Here is a 22,679-nt window from a genome sequence, read left to right on the forward strand (position 1 = left end):
AAACTACCTGCTACAATAGAGATGAATGGATAGGAGAACTCATATGGAATATATATTAGCACTAGTCATTATTGTTATATTTACGAAGGTTGCAGGACATCTAGCTGTTATGATTGGTCAGCCTTCTGTGCTTGGAAAGCTGATAGCAGGAATATTGGTTGGACCTGCCGTTCTTGGCTGGGTCGAGCCTAACGAGTTCATTGGTCACTTCGCCGAAATCGGAGTGCTGCTGCTGATGTTTATAGCAGGGCTGGAAACGGATCTTGAGCAATTAAAGGCTAACTGGAAATCAGCGGTTGCTGTTGCACTCGGTGGCATAGTTTTGCCGCTAATTGGTGGGTACGGTGTTGCTATCGCTTTAGGGCTTTCACAGACGGAAGCATTATTTATGGGCTTGCTGCTATGTGCGACAAGCGTTAGTATCTCTGTACAAGCTTTGAAGGAGATGGATAAGCTTAGCTCACGTGAGGGTACTACGATATTAGGTGCGGCAGTTGTTGATGATATCGTCGTAGTTATTTTACTTGCAATCATGATGAGCTTCTTAGGTACGGGAGGAGAAAGTGTATCTATTCCGTTGTTGATAGGGAAGAAAGTTATCTTCTTTGCCGTCATTGCTGTAGCAAGTATATGGCTGGTTCCGCTTATTATGAAGCTGGCAGCTAAGCTTAAAGTAACAGAGGCGATTATGAATGGTGCGATTGTGCTTTGTCTGGGGTTTGCTTACTTCGCAGAATGGCTAGGAGTAGCCGGCATCATTGGTTCCTTTGCAGCTGGGATCGCAATTAGTCAGACGAAATTCCGCAAGGAAGTAGAGCACCGAGTTGAACCAATTACGTATACATTGTTCGTTCCTGTGTTTTTTGTCAGCATCGGATTAAACATTACATTTGACGGGCTAGGCGAGCAGGTTTGGTTTATGGTATTGCTTAGCATTGTTGCGATTATAACAAAGCTGATTGGGTGCGGCTTCGGAGCACGGATAACCGGCTTTTCCATGAAATCATCGCTAGTCATTGGCGCAGGTATGATCTCTCGTGGTGAGGTTGCTTTAATTATTGCGTCCTCCGGTCTTGCGTCAGGCTTACTGCCGCAGCAATACTTTACATCAGTGGTGCTAGTTGTCATTGTGACAACCTTAGTGACACCGCCATTGCTTAAGATGCTGTTCTCAGGTTCATCTAATGAGCCAGTGAAAGCACAGCAAGGCACTACACTGAATCAATAGATCATAAAAAAGCACCAGTGCAAGAGAGTAGGGCTAGATGCTATCCCCATATCTCCTTGCGCTGGTGCTTTTCTTATATACTCCTATATTCATCTGCTTACGACTACGGACGCTTTGGTGATATAGCTACCGTGCAGCGAGAAACACATAGAAGTCGATCCTGCTCATCGGTAATTTTTATATCCCATACGGCGCTTTTTCGGCCTTTATGAAGCGGGACACCAACGGCAGTTACGATGCCCTCGCGAACGCTACGGACATGATTGGCGTTAATTTCCATGCCCATGGCAACTTCATGCTCTTGGTCGATCGAAGCCCATGCGCCAATGCTAGCTACTGTCTCGGCTAGGACGAGCGATGCTCCGCCGTGTAGGAACCCAAAGGGCTGCCGTGTACGCTCATTAACGGGCATGGTGCATATCACCTTTTCAGGTGTTAGTAATACTGTCTCGATCTGTAGTGCTTCTATAATCGTTCCTGTAGTGTCCATCATGTTCATAAGTAACAACTACCTTCTCATAGAAATTGTTCGACAATGTATCCAATAATGAAGCTAAACGTCAGCAGTACGCCGAACATTGTGTTGAGCTTACCGGTTGCCTTCATGGCAGGCATCATTTCAAAGGCTACTGTTTTTCCGATGAATTGCTTATAAGCGCTTATCGCTTGTGGTACACTAATCAATACAAGCATTGCCCATGGCGTGACATGCTTCATAAATATTAAGACGATGATCCAGGCAAAGGCGATCGCAAAAATGGCACCAAGCAGCTGGATTGACGCAGGTCTTCCAAGCAAAACTGCGATGGTGCGTCGACCGTGCTCCTTATCTCCATCCATATCACGAATATTGTTGGATAAATTAAGTGCACCGATTAAAAAGCCAACGCTGATCGACACAAAGAGATGACTCCAGTTTAGATCGCCAGTTTGAATGAAATACGTAATCATGATAATGACTGGGCCCATAAATAAGCCGGAAAACAGCTCGCCAAACGGTGTATACGCTATTGGAAAGGGACCAGCGGTATAAAAGTATCCAACCGCCATAGATAGTAGTCCAATGACCGCGATCCACCAAGAGCTGGAGTAACAAATATATATCCCAATCAGCAACGATATAAAGTAAAATAAAAAGGCGAGATTACGAACAAATTTAGGAGCGACGCCATCTCGGACGATGGTGCCACCAATTCCTACAGAATTTTCATTGTCCAAGCCTCTGACGTAATCATAGTACTCATTAAACATATTGGTTGCAGCTTGTATTAGCAGTGACGCAATAAGCATAAGCATAAAAAGTATAAGTTGTACGCTGCCATCGTACAATGCCATGGCGGTACCTGTGAAGACGGGTACAAACGAAGCTGTAAGTGTATGTGGCCGCATTAGCCGCCACCAAACATTGCTATTAGCAGCTTGTAGTTGGGTTTGCATATTCACGCATCCTTACTATATAAATTATGTTGTCCTAAAATGTGCTGAAAACCGAACTTTATGAACTTGCACTATAAGTTTAGGGGAATGAACCTATTGTGTCAACGCATGAAACTTGGCAGAAAGTTGACGTTATTCAGGCAGGGGTGTATTCTTGAAACAGATAAAACGGCAAGGTTATGACAAGGGTGAAGAACGTGACTTATAGTATGTTAAGCACGAGCATGAATGCATTAGTGAAAGAAGGAAAGGCCAAGGCCGAACGCCTAGGCAAGCAAGTGTTGGTTAGCTCCGTTATTGAAATCAATCAGACGGATTTGCCAGCCTTTTTTTCTTATCAAGAGCATATGTATCGTGGTAATCGATTTTATTGGTCAGAGCCGGGTCGTGCACTAACCTATGTAGGATTAGGTGCAGTATTAACGATCGAGGCTGATGATAAACAGAATCGTTTTAAATATGTAGATAGCAAGTGGAAGGCTATAGTAGACGATGCGATTGTCGATAAGCCATCTCCATATACAGGTCCTATATTGTTTGGCGGGTTTTCCTTTGATCCGCAGATCGAACAGTCAGAGAAGTGGAGTGATTTTGCTCATACTAGCTTTGCTGTGCCTAAATTTATGATTACCGCACATGATGGACGTTATTATATGACAAGCAATCAGCTCATTGCACCTAACGAAGAACGAGCAGAGGATGCTGAGCTGGAAAGGCTGCTTAGCGAGTTGCCTCCGCTGGTTGACAGTGAGGTACTCGATGCTCCTCATGATTCCATGATTCATGAGGAGATCGCACCCTCTGATTGGATGACTGCGGTTGAGCAGGCTGCTGCTTCTATACGTGAGGGGAATTTAGATAAGGTCGTACTTGCACGAACTGTCATGCTCCAGTCTGATGAAGCATTTCGCACGGAGGCTGTATTACGAAGCTTGCTTAAGGAGCAGCTGAATACGTACGTATTTGCAATTGATAAACCGAATAGCTGCTTTGTAGGGGCAACACCTGAGCGTCTTATTAGACGTGAGGGACAGCAGCTGCTTACACTTTCGTTAGCTGGATCGGTGGCACGTGGGCAAACGCCACAAGAGGACGAGGAGCTCGCGAGCTTTTTGCGTCACGATCTTAAGAATCTACATGAGCACCGCTTAGCTGTAGATATGATTGTAGCAGCAATGCAGCAGCTTTGTGTCCATGTCGATGCGCCGGATGCGCCTATTATTCGTAAGCTGAAGGATATCCAGCATCTTGCAACACCGATCAAGGGCAAAGTAAAGGAAGGCGTGTCGCTGCTGCAGGCAGTAGAAGCGCTTCATCCGACTCCAGCACTTGGCGGTATGCCGAGAGAGCGGGCGCTTGAAGCTATTCGAACACTCGAGCAGATGGATCGTGGCTGGTATGCCGCTCCGATTGGCTGGATGAATACTGATTCCGATGGTGAGTTTGCAGCAGCCATTCGTTCAGCATTGCTGCGCGAGGAGCTTGCTTATTTATTTGCAGGCTGCGGGATCGTAGGAGATTCTGAGCCGCTGAGCGAGTATAAGGAAACATCACTTAAATTCACGCCGATGCTTAAAGCATTGGATGCGCTTCATACAAGCAGCAAGCAATAATCGCATCATAATAGAAGTATGGATCGTATGATTATGATGAATGAATAGAACATGCAATGAGGAGGAGCGAGATGACCAACGAGGGTACAACCTTATATTTAGGCGCGTTTGTAGATGAGCTGGTACGTTCGGGACTGAAGCATATTGTCGTAAGCCCTGGATCACGCTCAACTCCAATTGCGATATTAGCAGCAGAGCACCCTGAGCTGAAGGTATGGATTCAGATCGACGAACGCTCTGCTGCGTTTTTTGCGCTAGGACTTGCTAAGAGCAGCAGACAGGCTGTTGCTCTGCTATGCACGTCCGGTACGGCTGCAGCAAATTATTATCCTGCGATAGCTGAGGCTAACCTATCACGTGTTCCACTTATCGTGCTAACCGCTGATCGTCCGCATGAGCTAAGGGATGTAGGAGCACCACAAACGATCGATCAGCTGGGGATGTACGGTAGTCATGTCAAATGGTTTATGGAGATGCCTCTCCCAGAGCAGTCGCCAGCGATGCTGCGACATGCGCGTGTAATGGCTTCACGTGCTGTAATGACATCTCAGAGTGCACCACGCGGCGTTGTGCATCTTAATTTTCCGCTACGAGAGCCATTATTGCCTGATATTGAGCATCCTCAGCTGTATAATAGTGAGCGGACAAGCGGGACAAGCTACACATCGATCTATGCTGCGAAAGCTGGGCTTGATGCTCATGAGCTCAATAAGCTAGCTGCTGCGTTGATCGAAGCAGAGCGTGGCCTTATTATATGCGGACCGCACGATGATCCTGCACTAGCACCGCTCATTGTGGAGCTAGCAGAACGACTGGGCTATCCAATAGTAGCTGACCCTTTGTCGCAGCTTAGAAATGGCGCTCACAGCAAGCAGCTTGTCATAGACAGCTACGATTCCTTCTTGCGCGTGGAGGCGGTGAAGGAGGAGCTGATACCAGATGTATTGCTGCGCTTTGGAGCGATGCCTGTATCGAAGCCGCTCCTACAATATATGAATAAGCATACGGAGGCTCGTCACATCGTCATTGACGAAGCGGGCTGGCGCGACCCAACGCTGCTTATATCCGATCGTGTACTAGCTGAGCCGATAACGTTGTGTGAGCAGCTTAATGATTGGCTGACGCAGCATGACACTAATCGTAGAGCTGCTGATTCCAGCTGGCTGAAGCGCTGGCAGCAGGTTCAGCTGACAACAGCGCAGGTGCTTAGTGAAGCAGCGGAGAAGGAATATGATTCAGAGCTGTTCGAAGGGACAGCTGTTGCAGAGCTTCAGCAGCTGATAAAGGATGGAAGCACGCTATTTGTCGGCAACTCGATGCCGATTAGAGATGTTGATAGCTTCTGGCGTAATGATGCTCGAAGCGTTCGAGTTATGGCTAATCGTGGGGCGAACGGAATTGACGGACTCGTCTCGACGGCGATGGGAATTAGTGCGCTTGAGGAAGGAACGGTGCTGCTGCTCGGTGACTTGTCATTCTATCATGATCTGAACGGATTGCTAGGGGCAAAGCTGCATCAGCTGAACATTACAATCGTCGTTATTAACAATGATGGCGGAGGTATATTCTCCTTCCTTCCGCAGGCTGGAATGGATAAGCATTTTGAGCTGCTATTTGGCACTCCGATTGGGCTGGACTACGAGCATGCGGCAAAGCTATATGATGGTGCATTTACACGTGCAGGCAACTGGGAGCAGTTCAGAGCTGCATTTATCGAAGCACAGCAAGCCGGCGGACTTCATATTATTGAGATTCCGACGACGCGTGCTACCAATGTTACCCACCATCGCGGCATATGGCCAGTGCTGGAGCAGCGGCTTCAGCAGCAGAAGGGCTAGGTGATGGCATGAAGTCAGACGTTCAAGGAACAGATCAAGGAACAACGAATGGAACCATCTATAGCATTCGTGGTGTAAGCTATAACGTACGGTGCATCGGAAGCGGTGAGCCACTGCTGCTGATTCATGGCTTTACTGGCTCAATTGCGCAGTGGGAGCCGCTCGCAGCAAGCTTGTCTCGAACATATCAGTTAATTATGGTAGATATGCTTGGTCACGGCAGCTCTGATGCACCGCTACAGGTAGAGCGATACTCTACCTTTGAAGTAGTCGAGGATTTGGCTGAGCTGCTGCAGCAGCTCGGGCATGTGCAGGTTCATGTGCTGGGCTATTCGATGGGCGGAAGAATTGCGCTTTCCTTTGCGATGCAAAAAAGGGAACTGGTGCGCTCACTAATAATGGAGAGCAGCTCGCCTGGACTTGCAAGCGAAGAGGAGCGGGTGGCACGTACTAAGAGCGATCAGGCGTTAGCCAAGCGAATAGAGCAGCAAGGCATTGAATGGTTTGCAGACTATTGGGGTAAGCTTCCATTGTTTAGCTCCATGCTGCAGCTGCCAGAAGTGAAGCAGAAGCAGCTTCATGAGGCAAGACTGCGCAATCGTCCATTCGGTCTTGCCCAAAGCCTGCGAGGGATAGGGACAGGCGTGCAGCCCTCGTGGTGGCAGCAGCTTGATGAGTTAATGACACCTGTGCTGCTCATTGCAGGTGAGCTAGATACAAAGTATTGTCATATTGCAAAGCAGATGCAAGGCAGGCTGCCACAAGCACAGCTGGAAATTGTGCCAGGTGCAGGTCATAATGTACATGTGGAACAGCCGCATTTATTTGATACAATAATAAAGAGGTTTCTAGATAAGAAAGGGATGGTGTAGGCATGGCAGTAGTACCTTGGGTTAAGCAAGGCGAGTATGAGGATATTATTTATGAAACATATGAAGGCATGGCAAAAATTACGATCAATCGTCCAGAGGTGCGCAACGCATTTCGTCCAAAGACAGTTTCGGAGCTAATCGATGCTTTTGCATGGGCGCGCGATGACTCCAGTATTGGTGTTATCATTCTGACAGGTGCAGGCGATCTCGCATTCTGCTCAGGCGGCGATCAGAAGGTTCGTGGTCATGGTGGCTATGTTGGTGAGGACCAAATTCCTCGATTGAATGTGCTTGATCTTCAGCGCTTGATTCGCACAATTCCTAAACCAGTTGTAGCTATGGTTGCTGGCTACGCGATTGGTGGAGGTCATGTATTACATATTGTATGTGACTTGACGATTGCAGCAGATAACGCTCGTTTTGGACAAACAGGTCCAACCGTAGGTAGCTTTGACGGTGGCTACGGTGCAGGCTATCTTGCACGTATTGTTGGTCATAAGAAAGCAAGAGAAATCTGGTACCTATGTCGTCAGTACAATGCTCAGGAAGCACTGGACATGGGTCTTGTAAATACAGTAGTGCCACTAGATCAGTTGGAAGCTGAAACGGTGAAATGGTGTCAGGAAATGCTTACGAAAAGCCCTACGGCGCTTCGCTTCTTGAAGGCAGCATTTAACGCAGATACGGATGGTCTTGCGGGAATTCAGCAGCTAGCTGGCGACGCAACACTGCTTTACTACACAACAGAAGAGGCGAAGGAAGGCCGTGACGCGTTTAAGGAAAAGCGTACACCGGACTTTAAGCAGTTCCCAAGATTCCCATAAGGTTATAATACGTGATCAATAAGTCCTCGAGTTCAAGCTTCGAAGCCTGCCGAATGAAACGTTCAGCATGACAAGAGTGATCCTGGGGACTTTTTGAACTACCTCTTCAAATAAGGGTTCATTAAGCTCGGCTGAATTCAAGATTCGATGACGAATAAAGTCTCAGTACTGCTTCGTGACCAAAGCCAGACTTAATGAATTACCTCTAGAGGGAATGATGAAAGAGGGGGGTTACTATGCAAATACCCATCTGGCTAGAAAAACGAGCTTATCTAACCCCTGATCGAATAGCTGTTGAAGCTGCAGAAGGTGCAATCAGCTTCGCTGAGCTGCGCTTGCATGCAAGAAATGCTGCAGCGCAACTGCTGGAGTATATTCAAGCTGGAGATGTTGTTGCTTGCTTAAGCGAGAGCAGCTTGTCTTTTATTACGCTTGTGCACAGCATACCCTATACGGGTGCACAGCTGATGCCGCTTAATACACGCTTAACAGAGCATGAGCTGCTGTATCAGCTGCGAGACAGCCGTTGCCGCCTGCTTGTATATAGTGAAAGCTATGCAGATATAGCAGGGGCGCTTCAGCAGGAGCTCGAGCAGCTTCACATATTATCGATAACTGAATTGCAATCTGATGCAGCAGCTGCCCCAACGCAGCTGCTGCATGACGTTGAGGCGCAGGCAGTTTATACGATTATGTATACATCAGGTACGACGGGCTATGCGAAGGGTGTGCTGCAAAGCTATGAAAACCACTTCAGCTCTGCTATCGGTTCGATGCTCAATCTTGGTTTGTCAGAGCAAGACAAATGGCTAGCTGCTGTGCCGTTATTCCATATCAGCGGTTTATCGATACTGCTGCGCAGTGTGATTTACGGCATTCCAATTGTGATACAGGAGAGGTTTTCGCCGCAAGCAGCGAATGAGGCAATTATGCATCAAGGCGTAACGGTAATGTCAGTCGTTAGTAATATGCTGCTTCGTATGCTAGAGGAGCTGAGAGAGCAAAGCTATCCAGCAAATTTCCGCTGCATGCTGCTTGGTGGAGGTCCAGCGCCATTACCATTGCTTGAAGCCTGTGTTGCTAAGCAAATTCCAGTCGTACAAACGTACGGAATGACGGAGACCTGTTCGCAGTTCGCAACGCTTCATCCCGAGTATATGCTGACGAAGCTGGGCTCAGCTGGTAAGCCATTGTTTCAGGGGGAGCTCCGTATTGTACAGAACGGTAGCGTTCAGCCGGCTGGTGAAGCAGGCGAAATTATCGTGAAGGGGCCTAACGTAACAAGAGGCTATCTGAATGGTGCCGCAGCGGACAGCTTTGATGAAGGCTGGCTATATACAGGAGATATCGGATATGTTGACGAGGAAGGCTTTTTATTCGTGCTGGATCGGCGTAAGGACATGCTGATCTCTGGCGGTGAAAACGTATATCCTGCAGAAATCGAGTCTGTATTAATCGGTCATCCCGATGTACTAGAGGCAGGGGTTACTGGAGCGGAGCATGAGGTATGGGGGCAATGTCCGATTGCCTTTGTCGTTATGCGGCCAGGTAAGATGCTGAATGAAGAAGAGCTGCTAAGCTATTGCCGCGCTCGTCTAGCTAAGTATAAGCTGCCTACAGCCATCTATGCGGTAGAGGAGCTGCCGAGAAATGCTTCCAACAAGCTGCTCCGTAGAGAGCTGAGCAAGCTGCTGCCGATGAATTAAACAAGGCTGCAGAAGCAACGAGTAGGATGTGATGGAATGAAGATTGATTCGGTCATACTGCATCGCCTCCGGATGGAGCTGGTGTCACCGTTCGTAACGTCATATGGCGCCTATACAGATCGTGAGACGATTATTGTTCAAGCGATTGATTCAGATGGTCATGTCGGCTGGGGAGAATGTGTCGCTTTTGCTACCCCTTGGTATACAGAGGAAACGGTACAAGGGGCCTGGCATATGCTCCAGCAATTTATTATTCCGCCCTTACTGCAGCAAGAGATTAAGCATCCTCATGAGCTCACGCAGCTGTGGAGCGGGATTAAGCGTAACGCAATGGCGAAGGCAGCTGTTGAGATGGCTGTATGGGATGCCTATGCTAAACGCCAAAACAAGCCACTGTATCAGCTAATTGGTGGTACTCGTCATGAGATAAAGGTTGGCGTAGCTATCGGTTTGCAGCCTACCATCGATCATTATTATGAGCTAATCGATCACTATCTTGAGCAGGGCTATGAGCGGATAAAAGTAAAAATTAAGCCGGGGCAGGACCTTTCGTTAGTTGCCGCACTTCGAGAGCGATATCCGCAGTTGCCACTAATGGCTGATGCAAACTCAGCCTACACGCTCGAACAGACGGAAGAGCTGAAGCAGCTTGATCCGTACAATCTGATGATGATCGAGCAGCCGCTTGCAGCCGACGACATGATTGATCATGCACAGCTGCAGCAAAACTTGCAAACACCGATATGTCTCGATGAGAGTATATTGCACGCGGAGGATGTGCGCAAAGCGATACAGCTAGGCAGTTGCAAGGTAGTAAATGTGAAGCTTGGTCGTGTTGGCGGCTGGAATGAGGCATTGCGTATTCATCAGCTATGCCGTTATCATCATGTACCGCTATGGTGTGGCGGGATGCTGGAGACAGGCATTGGCCGAGCGCATAATATGGCGCTCGCTACGCTGCCAGGGTTTACAATACCGGGAGACATATCTGCTTCCTCGAGGTACTGGCAGCGTGACATCATTACACCAGAAGTGACCGTGGATCAAGGTAGCGTACGCTTACCGGATCAGCCAGGTATAGGCTATGAGGTTGATGAGCAATATGCTGAGAGTCTGACACTAGATAAGCTAGTGATGCGTTGAACGAAAAGCGCTGGTAAGATGAGCAATACAGTATAAGCAATTAGCAAAGTTAGCAGAATTAGCAGTATTAGCAGCAATAAACAAGAGCAAGCAGACTAACTGTAGCATGACAGTGGTTGCTTGCTCATGCTTTTGTTATCCGATAAGAATATTGTCTTCTGGATAGTTGATACGTGATTGCTGCTTGCGTGTAGCGAGTGCATAAGCGAGAGTTAATGGACCGAGCCTGCCGATAAACATCGTGATGCTCACAATGATTTTGCCGGGTAACGATAAATCCTTCGTTAACCCCATCGAAAGACCTGTGGTGCTGAATGCTGACGTAGCTTCGAATAGCACCTCGAGAAAATGATCCTCTAGCAGCTCCTCGGTAATTGTAAGCGCCAGAGCTACAAGCAGTACGACCATAATGGAGCTCATTACGACCGCAAGTGCGCGAAGGATCGAGCCATCTGGGACGCGTCTGCCAAAAGCATGTACTTTGCCTCCGCCCCTGAAGGTCGTTATGGTGGCAAGGATCAGCACGACGACTGTATTAATTTTTACACCGCCGCCCGTGCCACCGGAGGCTGCACCGATGAACATAAAGATAATAAGTAAAAACTGAGATGCAGGTAGCATGCTCGTAATATCAATTGTATTAAAGCCCGAGCTGCGGGGCACAAGGGTCTGGAACCAAGCTGCCTGAAAGCGTTCGTTACCATTCAATAACCCGAACGTTGAAGGATTCATCGATTCGAGTAAGAAGAGAATGCCGAAACCAATGATCGATATAATGAAGGATGAGGAAAGCACAATTTTCGTGTGCAAAGAAAATTTGCGCCATCTTCTTTTTTGAATAAGCTCAATAATAACGATGTACCCCAGACCACCTGCAACAAACAGGGTAATGACAACGAAATTGACAATCGGATCACCGACATAAGCAACTAGTCCTTCAGACCATAAGGCAAAGCCTGCATTATTAAAGGCGGATATCGAGTGAAACAGACCGTAGTAAAATGCATCTCCCCAGCCCATGCTCGGCTGCCAATGTACAGTAAGAATAAGCGTCGCGATGGATTCAAATGCGAATACGATGATCATAATATAAATACAGAGCCGGACAAGCCCTTGAGCGCTTGAAGATTGGGTCGTTTGCTGAATGAGCAGACGATCCTTTAACCCAATGCGCTTTCTCATAATAATCGCAATAATTACACTGATGGTCATAAAGCCGAGACCACCGATCTGAACAAGAATCATGACGATCGTTTGTCCTGCCACAGTGAAGTCGTCACTTAAATCAAGCACACTTAAGCCATTCACGCATACAGCGGATATGGCTGTAAAGAGTGCATTAATAAACCCAATGGAATGACCAGATGTAGAGGAAAAGGGCATCATAAGCAGCAGCGTACCGCACCCGATCAATAGTGCAAATATAACGATAATCATTTGTGGAGGGTTTAGCTGGTATCGGAATGCTAACAGGCCTGCTTTTTGGTTTAATTTATTTCTTACGTTCATAATAATTCTCCAGCTGCAGCACTTGCTCCTGGCTACCGATAACGAGCAGAATGTTGCCAGCCTCGATCTTATCATCTGCGCTTGGTGCAATGTTCATGCGCTGCTCAGTTTTGATGGCGAGAATCGTGCAGCCGAAGCGGGCGCGAATATTAAGCTTTTGAAGTGAAAGTCCGATCATGGCAGGTGGCGCGAGCATTTCGACAATATTATATTCCTCGGATAGCTCAATATAGTCGATAATGCTGTTCGAGCTAAGCTGATTAGCAAGCCGCACCGCCATATCGCGTTCAGGGTAAATGATCTTGTCTGCGCCTATTTTACGAAGCACATTGCCATGCATCTCATCTCGAGCTTTTGTAATAACGATCGGAATATTCATTTCCTTAAGCATCAACGTCGTTAAAATACTTGCCTGCAGATCATCGCCTATAGCTACGATGGCATGAGTAAAATTACTTACACCGAGCTGCTTAAGCACAACCTCATCTGTACAATCAGCTTGGACGGCGTGCGTAGCATAAGGAGCTATATCCTGTACTAGCTCAGCATCCTTGTCCACAGCAAGCACTTCATGACCGTTATCCACTAAGGTACGCGTCATGCTGCTACCGAATCTTCCGAGTCCAACGACTAGAAATTGTTTTTTCTTCATCCATGGTCACTTCCTAATAATATTCCAAATAATAACTGCCTATGAAGAATGATAAACATCGAAAATCGATAATGCAATAACAATATTCAATTACGATGTACCAAGTGATTCCTAATGCAGCATCGTCCGACAGGGTATAATTTATGTTATAATATAATATAGTGTAAATCACGTGATACTGACTTCTCAGAGGTGAATTTTTTGAAAACGGGAAAGAAGCCGATACTATGGAGCTTGATTGCTCTAGTGCTTCCATTATTAATGGTTATTCCGGGGTTGAACATTGCAGCATTACTGCTTATGTTGGTTCCATATACAGTACTTTATACGCTGCTAAATCGAAATTCGAGCATTGTTCATACGCTGGCCGTGCTCGTTATCGGAAGTCTAATTTTAGATCCGGTCCTTTATTTAAGCTTTAGTTGTATGGCTATCATTCCGAGCATTGTTCTAGCTAACTATTATAAAAAGGGTCTAGCTTCGAGCTCTATTGTTCCGAAAATGATCGGCCTTGTTGTCGTCATGTTTATGCTAGGCTTGTTGATGTTGGAAAACGTACTGAACATTTCGATCATATCGGATATGAGCAATTACATGACAACAATGCTCAACGATGTTGCAGCACAGGGCATGTCGCCTATCGCGTGGAGCTCCGAGATGACAGATAGCTTCGTCACCATTATGACGAGCATGATACCTTTAGTGTTCTTTATAATGGCGCTGCTTGTTGTCGCATGCTCTCACACCATTGCTCGCAGAATGGTTCAAGCCGAGGGACTGCAAGTGACAGCCTACCCGAAGGCTAAGGATTGGAGGCTGCCACGCTTTCTAGTTTTTGTATACTTTATTGCCTATTTACTCGAGCTAACGATTGACCCTACAGATGGTACGTTTATGACACTGGCGATTATGAATCTTGTACCGGCATTAAGCATCATCTTTGCAATACAAGCTGTAGGCTTCTTTTACTATATTGCCGACAATCGCGGCTGGGCGAAGGTTATACCATTCCTGATTGCTTTTCCGGTACTTTTGCTACCACCAGCAAGCATTATTGGTCTTTTGGATGTAGCTTTTCCACTTAGAAAAATGTTTTCTAAGCAACAATAGGCACAGGAGCGATAATCATTATGCCAAATTTTTTATCTAAACGCTGGCATGGGCTTCACAGTGTATTGGCCCTGCTTATCGTGCTATTACTATCAGCGCTGCTTAGCTATTTTTCATGGATAGCAGGACTTGTAGGACTGCTGCTTGCTATTGGTACAGCGATCTATATGTATATCGCTGAGCGTGCCTTTCGCAAGGACTTCAAGCAGTATGTTCAGACGCTGTCCTACCGTTTAAAGACTAGCGGTACCGATATTATTCAACAGCTGCCATTCGGCATTATCATATATAATGATGAGCAGCTCGTTGAGTGGCACAATCCGTATATTGGCCAAATATTCAAGGAGGATAACTTAGTCGGTGAGTCAATTAGCAAACTATTTCCGGCGTTATCTCAATTGAAGGAGCCTGACACCGTAGCAGAGGTTATGCTGCATCAGCACATGTATCGATTAACCTTCAGGGAAAAAGCACAGGTTGTCTATGTGGAGGATATTACAGAATCATGGGCATTGCATAAAAAGTACGATGAAGAGCGTTTGTCGCTAGGAATTGTCATGATCGACAATCTTGAAGAGGTGACACAGGGCTTAGATGATCATCAACGAAGCTCACTGCTATCCAAGGTGACGGGTCTGATTACGGACTGGGCTCAGCGGCATGAGGTGCTGATCAAGCGGCTTACCTCTGATCGTTTTATGCTCATTACTGATGTGCATACCCTTCGTATATTGGAGCAAACACGCTTTGATATATTAGATGATGTGCGAGAGATGACTAGCGATCAGAAGATTCCGATTACACTGAGCATTGGCTTTGCTGCGGGTGCTGAGCATATTGTAGAGCTTGGTCAATGGGTGAATCGAAGCTTAGATATTGCGCTAGGACGAGGAGGCGACCAGGCAACGGTTAAGCTTGGAACGCGCCAAACCTTCTACGGCGGCAAAACGAATGCAGTAGAGAAGCGGACAAAGGTCCGTGCACGTGTCGTCGCACACACACTGCGTGATCTCATTAAGGAAAGCTACAATGTCATCATTATGGGACATCGTACACCTGATACGGATTCAATTGGCGCCGCAGTAGGTATACTGAAGGCTGCACGCATGCTCGGCAAGGAAAGCTATATCGTGCTAGAGGGTGTGAACCCGTCGATCGACCGTATGATGGAGCTGCTTCGCGAGGACGAGAAAATTGCGCAACGATTTATTACGCCTGATCAAGCGATTGCACTTATGAACAGCCATACGCTGGCTGTTGTTGTAGACACGCATAAGGCATCGATGGTTGCGGAACCGAAGCTGCTTAGCATGACGGAGCGCATTGCGGTCATTGACCACCATCGTCGCAGCGAGGAGTTTTTAAGTCATGCGACGCTCATGTATCTTGAGCCTTATGCATCGTCAACGTGTGAGCTCGTGACAGAGCTGCTTCAATACATTCATGATCGTATCTCGCTCGACGTGCGTGAAGCAACATCTCTGCTGGCTGGTATTACTGTCGATACAAAAAGCTTTTCGCTGCGGACTGGTGCAAGAACGTTCGAAGCGGCATCGTTCCTTAGACGCAACGGCGCTGACTCGTCTATGATTCAGCGGATGCTGCAAGAGGATCTGAATGGCTATATTACGAAATCCGAAATTATTAAGCATGCAACGATACTGTACGACCATATTGCGGTTGCGGTTGTTGCACAGGGAGAAGTTAAGCCGCAGCTGCTTATCGCGCAATCGGCTGATACACTGCTTAACATGTCCAATATATATGCCTCCTTCGTTATTGCAGAACGACCAGACGGGATCGTCGCGATCAGTGCACGCTCGTTCGGTCAGATTAATGTACAGGTCATTATGGAGCGTATGGGTGGCGGTGGACATTTAACCAATGCAGCAGCACAGCTCGAGTGTACGGTAGATGAAGCAGCTGATAAACTAAAAGCAATACTGAAACAAATTGATGAAGAAGAGGGGTTATTTGAATGAAGGTAATTTTTTTACAAGATGTAAAGGGCCAAGGTAAAAAAGGTGAAATTAAAGACTTGTCTGAGGGCTATGTTCGTAATTTTCTACTTCCAAAAAACCTGGTCAAAATTGCTTCAGAAGGTAACGTAAAAACTCTTGATATGCAAAAGGCTTCGGAAGATAAGCGCAAGCAGCAAGAGAAGGAAAATGCGATTGCTCTAGGCAAAAAGCTAGAGGAGCTTGTCGTTATCGTAAAAGCAAAAGCCGGCGAAGGCGGGCGTTTGTTCGGTGCGATTACAAGCAAGCAAATCGCTGATTCACTTGCTAAGCTAGGCTATAAAATTGATAAGCGTAAAATTGAGCTTGATGAGCCGATTCGTTCGTTAGGAACAACACAGGTACCCGTAAAGCTTCATCCAGAAGTGAAAGGTACACTAAAGGTGCAAACTGTCGAAGAATAATTAATATGCAGCAAAGTAACGAGAGGAGTGTGCTAGGGCGATGAACCCAGAAGCTATTTTCGACCGTGTACCACCGCAAAACATGGAAGCAGAGCAGGCAGTTATAGGTGCAGCATTGCTTCAGTCGGAAGCGTTAATTACTGCGATGGAACGGGTTAAAAGTGAAGATTTCTACAGCACCGCCCACCAACTGATCTTTGAAGCAATGATCGAGCTGGGGGAAAATAATCAGCCGATTGACCTCGTTACACTTACTGCTCATTTGCAGGATAAGGGTTCACTGGAGGAAATTGGCGGTGTAAGTTATTTGGCAAAGCTGGCCAATTCCGTTCCTACAGCTGCCAATGTAGAATACTATGCTCAAATCGTTGAAGAAAAATCGATGCTGCGTAGACTTATACGTACAGCAACGAACATTGTCTCTGACGGCTATGCAAGTGCAGATGATGTGACCAGCTTGCTGAGTGATGCAGAGAAAAATATACTGGAAATCTCCAATCGGCGTTCCAGCAGCGGCTTTGTCTCGATTCGCGATGCTTTGATGGAGGTTTTCGAGAAGGTTGAGTTTTTATATGCCAATCGAGGCGGGACCTCGGGTATTCCGTCTGGGTTCGTTGATCTGGATCGGATGACCGCAGGCTTTCAGCGCAGTGACCTCATCATCGTTGCTGCACGTCCATCGGTAGGTAAAACAGCCTTCGCCTTGAATATCGCACAGAATGTAGGCGTGCGTGCAAAGGAAACGGTAGCGATCTTCTCGCTGGAGATGTCCGCCGCTCAGCTCGTTCAGCGTATGATCTGTGCAGAGGCCAACGTTGATGCGACACGGCTGCGTACCGGTAATCTGGAGGCAGACGATTGGGAGAAGCTGACGATGGCGATTGGTTCGCTATCTGAGGCGAACATTTTTATCGATGATACGCCGGGGATTATGGTAGCTGATATCCGTGCGAAGTGCCGCCGCTTGAAAAAGGAAAAGGGGCTCGGTATGATTCTTATTGATTACTTGCAGCTCATATCTGGACGCGGTAAAGCAGGAGAAAACCGTCAGCAGGAAGTATCTGAGATCTCTCGTACGCTAAAGCAAATTGCTCGTGAGCTTGATGTACCTGTTATTGCACTGTCCCAGCTTAGTCGTGGTGTCGAGCAGCGTCAGGACAAGCGTCCAATGATGTCCGACCTTCGTGAATCTGGATCGATTGAGCAGGATGCCGACATTGTATCGTTCCTGTATCGTGACGATTACTATGATAAGGAATCCGAAAAGAAGAATATCATCGAGATTATTATTGCCAAGCAGCGTAACGGACCAGTTGGTACCGTCGAGCTAGTGTTCCTGAAAAACTTCAATAAGTTCGTAAATTTAGATAGAAATCATCAAGATCCATCACAGGCCTCATAAATAACCGAACGATCACCAAGCGAACAATTTTATTGTTCGCTTTTTTGTTTGACTTTTAATGGGTCGATTGCTAAAATAATTATGCTGTTTTTGTGGAAGCTTAATCGGTATATGGTTTCATTGAATGATAAATTTTTCGATGGTTTACATCGAATGGAGGTATGGTTATGTCAACAGTAGTAGTTGTTGGAACACAATGGGGAGATGAAGGGAAAGGAAAAATAACTGACTATCTTGCAGAAGGTGCGGATGTCGTTGCACGCTACCAAGGCGGTAACAACGCTGGTCACACGATTCTGATCGAGAATAAGAAGTACAAGTTAACGATGATTCCTTCCGGCATATTCAATCATAACAAAACATGTGTAATTGGTAACGGAATGGTCGTCAATCCAGAGGCTCTAATTGAGGAAATCAACTATATTCACGAGAATGGCTTTTCAACAGACAATCTCGTTATAAGTGATCGTGCCCATGTCATTATGCCATACCATATTAAGCTTGATGAGCTAGAAGAGGATCGCAAAGGCGATCAAAAGATCGGAACGACTCGCAAAGGGATTGGCCCTTGCTATATGGATAAAGCATCTCGTAACGGTATTCGTATCGTAGACTTAATGGATGCAGAAGAATTTGAAGCACGTGTTCGTGCAATCGTATTAGAGAAAAACAAGCTTATTCAACAGGTATACGGTGCAGAGCCAGTTGATGCAGACCAAATCATTAACGATTACCTACGTTTTGCGGAAGTGCTGCGTCCGTATGTAACCGATACATCTGTTGTGCTGAACGATGCAATCGATAGCAATAAAAATGTATTGTTTGAGGGTGCACAGGGCGTGATGCTGGACATCGATCAAGGTACTTACCCGTATGTTACATCGTCAAACCCATCTGCAGGTGGAGTATGCATCGGCTCAGGTGTTGGTCCATCTCGCATTCAGCAGGTTATTGGTGTTGCTAAAGCGTATACGACTCGTGTAGGTGATGGTCCATTCCCTACGGAGCAGGACAATGAGATTGGACAGCTTATTCGTGATAAAGGCCGTGAGTATGGTACGGTTACTGGTCGTCCGCGTCGTGTAGGCTGGTTCGATACAGTCGTTGTTCGTCACGCACGTCGCGTAAGCGGCATTACAGGCTTATCTCTCAACTCCATCGACGTACTGACAGGGCTTGAGACGGTTAAGATCTGCACAGGTTATAAATACCGCGGTGAAGTGATCTACAACTATCCAGCAAGCTTGAAGGCGGTTGGCGAGTGTGAAGCGATCTATGAAGAGCTTCCAGGCTGGAGCGAGGATGTTTCTGGCGTTAAGCGTTTAGAGGAGCTTCCGACGAATGCGCTGAATTATGTTCGCCGCATCGAAGAGCTAACAGGCATCCCGATCGCTATCTTCTCTGTTGGCCGCAACCGTGAGCAAACTAATCAAGTTTTACCTATCTATGTATAAGCAGCTCTATCTCTAGAGCAGCTAGCTTTATAAGGCTTCGCGTGGACCGCTATCGGCGGCACGGCGAAGCCTTATTTTATTGTTTTCACCCTATAGGAAGAATGGGTCTCTTTTTTTCTGTCCATAATGATAGAGAAGGGGTGAGAGAATGGCATGGAAGATTGGATTATGGATGACAAGAATTGTAGCTATTGTTGTTATTGCAGCCTTATTGTCGATATGGACGACGGGATATGTTGTGACGAGTTACGTTTCAGCACTGCTAAAGCAGTATGAGATTCCGATAGAGGTGGAGCCGATGGCTCTATCAGATGTGTGGAGTATGATATGGGGTACGAATAAGTCCGCGGCGATCGCAGCTAATACGCCTGATGATAGACAGCAGCAGGATCAGATAGATAAGGTAGATCACGATGATATTCGGCAGGGGCAAGTGTCGGGCGAAATAGATGGTACAGATGAACAAACAGATATAGAGCAATCAGATACGGAGCAATTAGACGAGCTTACAGAGGGAACAACAGGGCAGCAGGAGGAAGAGGATATCTGGGAGCAGGATACGCTGGACGTGCTTGCACCTGTAGAAACAGGGGGCCAATCAACGATTACACCTGAGGATATTGACGCCTCGAAGGAGTTGTTAGCAACGGAGGATAAGGAGCGGCTGTTCGAGCTGTTAATGCTCAAGCTACCTTCCGAATCGTGGCAAATGTTCTCGACCTACATAGAGGATGGCCTTACAGAGCGGGAGCTTACCGACATTCAGCAGGTCATGGCGCAGCATTTATCGAAGGAAGAATATGAAGAATTAATGGTAATTCTAAAAAAATATTAATGTGTCATAGTTTTGGCAAAGGTTGCCCGTATTTATGACCGTGTGTTAAAGTAAAAGGCAGGTGATCCGACAGGAGCATGTGTCTTTTTTCCTGTTCCGACACCGACACTAACAGCAAAAGTGCGAAAAGGAGAATATCATGGCCGGATTCGGGGACATGAGTCGTTTGAAGGCGTATGCTTCAAGCTTAGTCAATAAGCTAAAAGGTAGCTCTTCATCAAAGGACTCAGACAACGAGCATGTACAACAAAACGATGCAACCGATGCAGTGATACGTACAACACCACTTTGGCGTAAAAAATCCACAATCATTGGTGGAGCCATTATTGCAGTAACCGCTTCAGTTATTATTGGTGTTCAACAATATCAACAATATATTAAAACGAATACTTTTGAAATTTTTCATGTATATCAAAACGGTGAATACGTAGGTACGGTTAATCATAAAGATGAGGTTCAGCAATTCATCGAGGAAGAGGAACTGGAGCTTGCTAACAACAATCCTGGCGTCTCGATGGAGCTTGAAACAGGCGAGCTTACATACGAATCAGAGGTAGGATTTAAGATCGCAGCAGATTCTGAAGAAACATTAAGCAAGCTAGAGCAATCTTTCGCTTCACATGCAGTAGGGGTAGCGATCGTTGTAGATGGGAAGACACTTGGCTATGTCAAGGATGAGGTTGCAGCTACGAATATATTGAATCGTTTGCAGAGTCAATATGCACCACAGGCAGCATCCGTACAGGAATCAAGACAAATTCAGTCCCTTTCCTATAATGCGAATGAGGAAGCAGCAGATGATAAGGCTTCTTCAGAAGCTAATGCATCATCAGAGGATGAATCGCTTACGATTAAAGATGTTGGATTTGTAGAGAAAGTCGATATTACGTTGGATCAGATTGAGCCAACAGCTATACTAGAAGAAGAAGATTTATATAAGAAAATAGTAGATGGCAGCACGAAGCCTACGAAATACGTTGTGCAAAAGGGCGATTGCATCGGCTGTATTGCACAAAAATTTGGTATCTCAGAGCAGGTTATTTATGAAAACAATCCTTCGATTGAAGGAGATAGAATTACAGCAGGCGATGAGTTAGATTTAACTGTACGTATGCCTGATATTACTGTTCGTTCCGTAGAGGAGCTTGTAGAGATTGAAGAAATTGCAATTCCGATTCAATACGTAGAGAACGATGAAATGCGTGAAGGTGAGCAAAAGACGATTCAAAACGGTTCACCAGGCAGTCAGCGCCTCGTATACGAGGTAACGAAGGAAAACGGATATATTCTATCCGAGGAGCTTGTCGCTCAGGAAGTGATTGAGGAAGCAGTGCCAACGATTATTGAGAAGGGCACGATGATTATCGCAGGAACTGGATCAGGCTCGTTTGCTTATCCGGTATCTAATTACCGAATCTCCAGTAAGTTCGGCAAGCGTTGGGGACGACTGCATGCTGGTGTAGACTTTACGGGGAATAAATCAATTAAAGCGTCTGATGCTGGTGTCGTTGAGTTTGTTGGCAATAAGAACGGCTACGGCAAAACGATCATTATCGACCATAAAAATGGCTATAAAACATTGTACGGACATTTAAGCTCGTATGATGTAAGCAAAGGCGATAAGGTTGCAAAAGGCGATAAGATTGGTGTAATGGGCAACACGGGACGTTCGACCGGCGTTCATTTACACTTTGAAATTTTGAAAAACGGCGAGGCGGTTAATCCGCTAAGTTATCTATAAAACAAAGGCTGAATTAGTAGGAGTAAGAGCTCCTAACTGATTCAGCCTTTTATTATGAAACGAGTAAGGTACAAGCGACTCGCCTATGGTAAAATAGAAGTACGATGATTAAAGGCGGTGTTGACACATGTACGGAAAAGTTTTAGTAGTAGATGACGAGCAGCCTATTGCAGATATATTGAAATTCAGCCTTGAAAAGGAAGGCTATGAGGTGATATGCGCATTTGACGGAGCGGAAGCTGTTTCACTGGCATTTTCGGAGCAGCCCGATCTTATTCTGCTGGATCTGATGCTGCCTGTGAAGGATGGAATGGACGTGTGCCGCGAGGTCCGTACAAAGCTGAATATGCCGATTATTATGCTAACTGCGAAGGATAATGAAATCGATAAGGTGCTCGGACTTGAGCTCGGAGCGGATGATTATGTTACGAAGCCATTCAGCACAAGAGAGCTGCTTGCACGTGTGAAGGCACATCTGCGGAGACAGAAAAAGTCTAGCCAAGAGCAACAGCAGGTCGTCGAGGCAGGACAGATTGAGCATGAGCCGGAGCAGCAGGGCTTCAAGCTGTTTAATCTATTTATCGATACCGATATGTATGTGCTCTACAAGGACGGTGAGCCTGTTGAGCTGACGCACCGAGAGTTCGAGCTTGTACATTATATGGCTCGCAATAGCGGCAAGGTGATGACACGCGAGCATCTACTGCAGGCCGTATGGGGCTTTGAATATTTTGGAGATGTGCGCACGGTAGATGTTACAATCAGGCGCCTGCGTGAAAAGATTGAGGATGATCCTAGTCGTCCTGAATATATTCTTACGCGCCGTGGCTTAGGCTATATGATGCGCAATCCGAAATTCGGGAGTTTAGGATGAAGCTTAAGTGGAAGGTGAA

Annotated in this window: 19 protein-coding genes; 15 read left to right on the forward strand and 4 right to left on the reverse strand. The window is 46.4% G+C overall.

Translation table 11 applies throughout. From position 1 onward, the window contains the following. The first annotated feature begins 43 nt into the window (after window positions 1-43). Window positions 44-1,228, forward strand: coding sequence for a cation:proton antiporter (locus NSQ99_RS02550; RefSeq protein WP_340834811.1), 1,185 nt, complete (start codon window positions 44-46; stop codon window positions 1,226-1,228). 103 nt (window positions 1,229-1,331) lie between these two features. Here the strand turns inward: NSQ99_RS02550 and NSQ99_RS02555 are convergent, their stop codons facing one another. Both NSQ99_RS02555 and NSQ99_RS02560 read right to left on the reverse strand, forming a co-directional pair. After that, window positions 1,332-1,718, reverse strand: coding sequence for a hotdog fold thioesterase (locus NSQ99_RS02555; RefSeq protein ID WP_445670535.1), 387 nt, complete (start codon window positions 1,716-1,718; stop codon window positions 1,332-1,334). A 26-nt stretch (window positions 1,719-1,744) separates the two neighbouring features. After that, entirely contained in the window at window positions 1,745-2,665 is a 921-nt protein-coding gene (locus NSQ99_RS02560; RefSeq protein ID WP_340834814.1) for a 1,4-dihydroxy-2-naphthoate polyprenyltransferase, read from the reverse strand. A 209-nt stretch (window positions 2,666-2,874) separates the two neighbouring features. On the opposite strand from NSQ99_RS02560, the gene NSQ99_RS02565 reads away from it, so the two are divergent. From NSQ99_RS02565 to menC, 6 genes are all read left to right on the forward strand, one after another. After that, a complete protein-coding gene (locus NSQ99_RS02565) occupies window positions 2,875-4,278 on the forward strand; it encodes an isochorismate synthase (RefSeq protein WP_340834815.1) in 1,404 nt (467 codons plus the stop codon). A 71-nt stretch (window positions 4,279-4,349) separates the two neighbouring features. Beyond that, window positions 4,350-6,116, forward strand: coding sequence for a 2-succinyl-5-enolpyruvyl-6-hydroxy-3-cyclohexene-1-carboxylic-acid synthase (gene menD, locus NSQ99_RS02570; protein WP_340834817.1), 1,767 nt, complete (start codon window positions 4,350-4,352; stop codon window positions 6,114-6,116). Next, window positions 6,074-6,988, forward strand: a complete 915-nt coding sequence (gene menH, locus NSQ99_RS02575) for a 2-succinyl-6-hydroxy-2,4-cyclohexadiene-1-carboxylate synthase (RefSeq protein WP_340834819.1) — start codon at window positions 6,074-6,076, stop codon at window positions 6,986-6,988. Before menD ends, menH begins: the two co-directional genes overlap by 43 nt. A gap of 2 nt (window positions 6,989-6,990) precedes the next feature. Continuing rightward, window positions 6,991-7,812 (forward strand): 1,4-dihydroxy-2-naphthoyl-CoA synthase, encoded by an 822-nt coding sequence (gene menB, locus NSQ99_RS02580; protein ID WP_340834820.1) that lies wholly within the window; start codon window positions 6,991-6,993, stop codon window positions 7,810-7,812. Window positions 7,813-8,048: 236 nt separating this feature from the next. Beyond that, window positions 8,049-9,518, forward strand: a complete 1,470-nt coding sequence (locus NSQ99_RS02585) for an o-succinylbenzoate--CoA ligase (RefSeq protein ID WP_340834821.1) — start codon at window positions 8,049-8,051, stop codon at window positions 9,516-9,518. Between the two features lie 36 nt (window positions 9,519-9,554). Then, window positions 9,555-10,661 (forward strand): o-succinylbenzoate synthase, encoded by a 1,107-nt coding sequence (gene menC / locus NSQ99_RS02590; protein WP_340834823.1) that lies wholly within the window; start codon window positions 9,555-9,557, stop codon window positions 10,659-10,661. Between the two features lie 135 nt (window positions 10,662-10,796). On the opposite strand, the gene NSQ99_RS02595 is transcribed toward menC, so the two are convergent. Further along, a complete protein-coding gene (locus tag NSQ99_RS02595; RefSeq protein WP_340834824.1) occupies window positions 10,797-12,170 on the reverse strand; it encodes a TrkH family potassium uptake protein in 1,374 nt (457 codons plus the stop codon). Next, window positions 12,154-12,822, reverse strand: coding sequence for a potassium channel family protein (locus NSQ99_RS02600; protein ID WP_340834825.1), 669 nt, complete (start codon window positions 12,820-12,822; stop codon window positions 12,154-12,156). The genes NSQ99_RS02595 and NSQ99_RS02600 overlap by 17 nt, the downstream gene beginning before the upstream one ends. Before the next feature lie 201 nt (window positions 12,823-13,023). Here NSQ99_RS02600 and NSQ99_RS02605 point away from each other — a divergent pair, with 201 nt between their 5' ends. The 8 genes from NSQ99_RS02605 (at window position 13,024) to yycF (ending at window position 22,660) form a co-directional block, all read left to right on the forward strand. Next, the gene (locus tag NSQ99_RS02605; protein WP_340834827.1) at window positions 13,024-13,932 is read left to right on the forward strand and encodes a DUF2232 domain-containing protein; all 909 of its coding nucleotides are present in this window, start codon (window positions 13,024-13,026) and stop codon (window positions 13,930-13,932) included. Between the two features lie 20 nt (window positions 13,933-13,952). After that, window positions 13,953-15,914: a DHH family phosphoesterase gene (locus tag NSQ99_RS02610; protein ID WP_251670757.1), complete on the forward strand. Its 1,962-nt coding sequence runs from the start codon at window positions 13,953-13,955 to the stop codon at window positions 15,912-15,914. Further along, window positions 15,911-16,354, forward strand: coding sequence for a 50S ribosomal protein L9 (gene rplI, locus NSQ99_RS02615; RefSeq protein WP_251670755.1), 444 nt, complete (start codon window positions 15,911-15,913; stop codon window positions 16,352-16,354). Before NSQ99_RS02610 ends, rplI begins: the two co-directional genes overlap by 4 nt. A 40-nt stretch (window positions 16,355-16,394) precedes the next feature. After that, window positions 16,395-17,756, forward strand: coding sequence for a replicative DNA helicase (gene dnaB / locus NSQ99_RS02620; RefSeq protein ID WP_251670753.1), 1,362 nt, complete (start codon window positions 16,395-16,397; stop codon window positions 17,754-17,756). 167 nt (window positions 17,757-17,923) lie between these two features. Then, window positions 17,924-19,210 (forward strand): adenylosuccinate synthase, encoded by a 1,287-nt coding sequence (locus NSQ99_RS02625; protein WP_340834830.1) that lies wholly within the window; start codon window positions 17,924-17,926, stop codon window positions 19,208-19,210. Between the two features lie 148 nt (window positions 19,211-19,358). Beyond that, a complete protein-coding gene (locus tag NSQ99_RS02630) occupies window positions 19,359-20,045 on the forward strand; it encodes a hypothetical protein (RefSeq protein WP_251670749.1) in 687 nt (228 codons plus the stop codon). Window positions 20,046-20,184: 139 nt separating this feature from the next. Then, complete coding sequence (locus NSQ99_RS02635; protein WP_340834831.1) at window positions 20,185-21,786, forward strand: LysM peptidoglycan-binding domain-containing M23 family metallopeptidase; 1,602 nt, start codon at window positions 20,185-20,187, stop codon at window positions 21,784-21,786. Window positions 21,787-21,913: 127 nt separating this feature from the next. Then, window positions 21,914-22,660, forward strand: a complete 747-nt coding sequence (yycF, locus tag NSQ99_RS02640; RefSeq protein ID WP_251670745.1) for a response regulator YycF — start codon at window positions 21,914-21,916, stop codon at window positions 22,658-22,660. Window positions 22,661-22,679 lie beyond the last annotated feature (19 nt).

Source organism: Paenibacillus sp. FSL W7-1287 (assembly GCF_038004245.1).
Classification (GTDB): domain Bacteria; phylum Bacillota; class Bacilli; order Paenibacillales; family Paenibacillaceae; genus Pristimantibacillus; species Pristimantibacillus camelliae.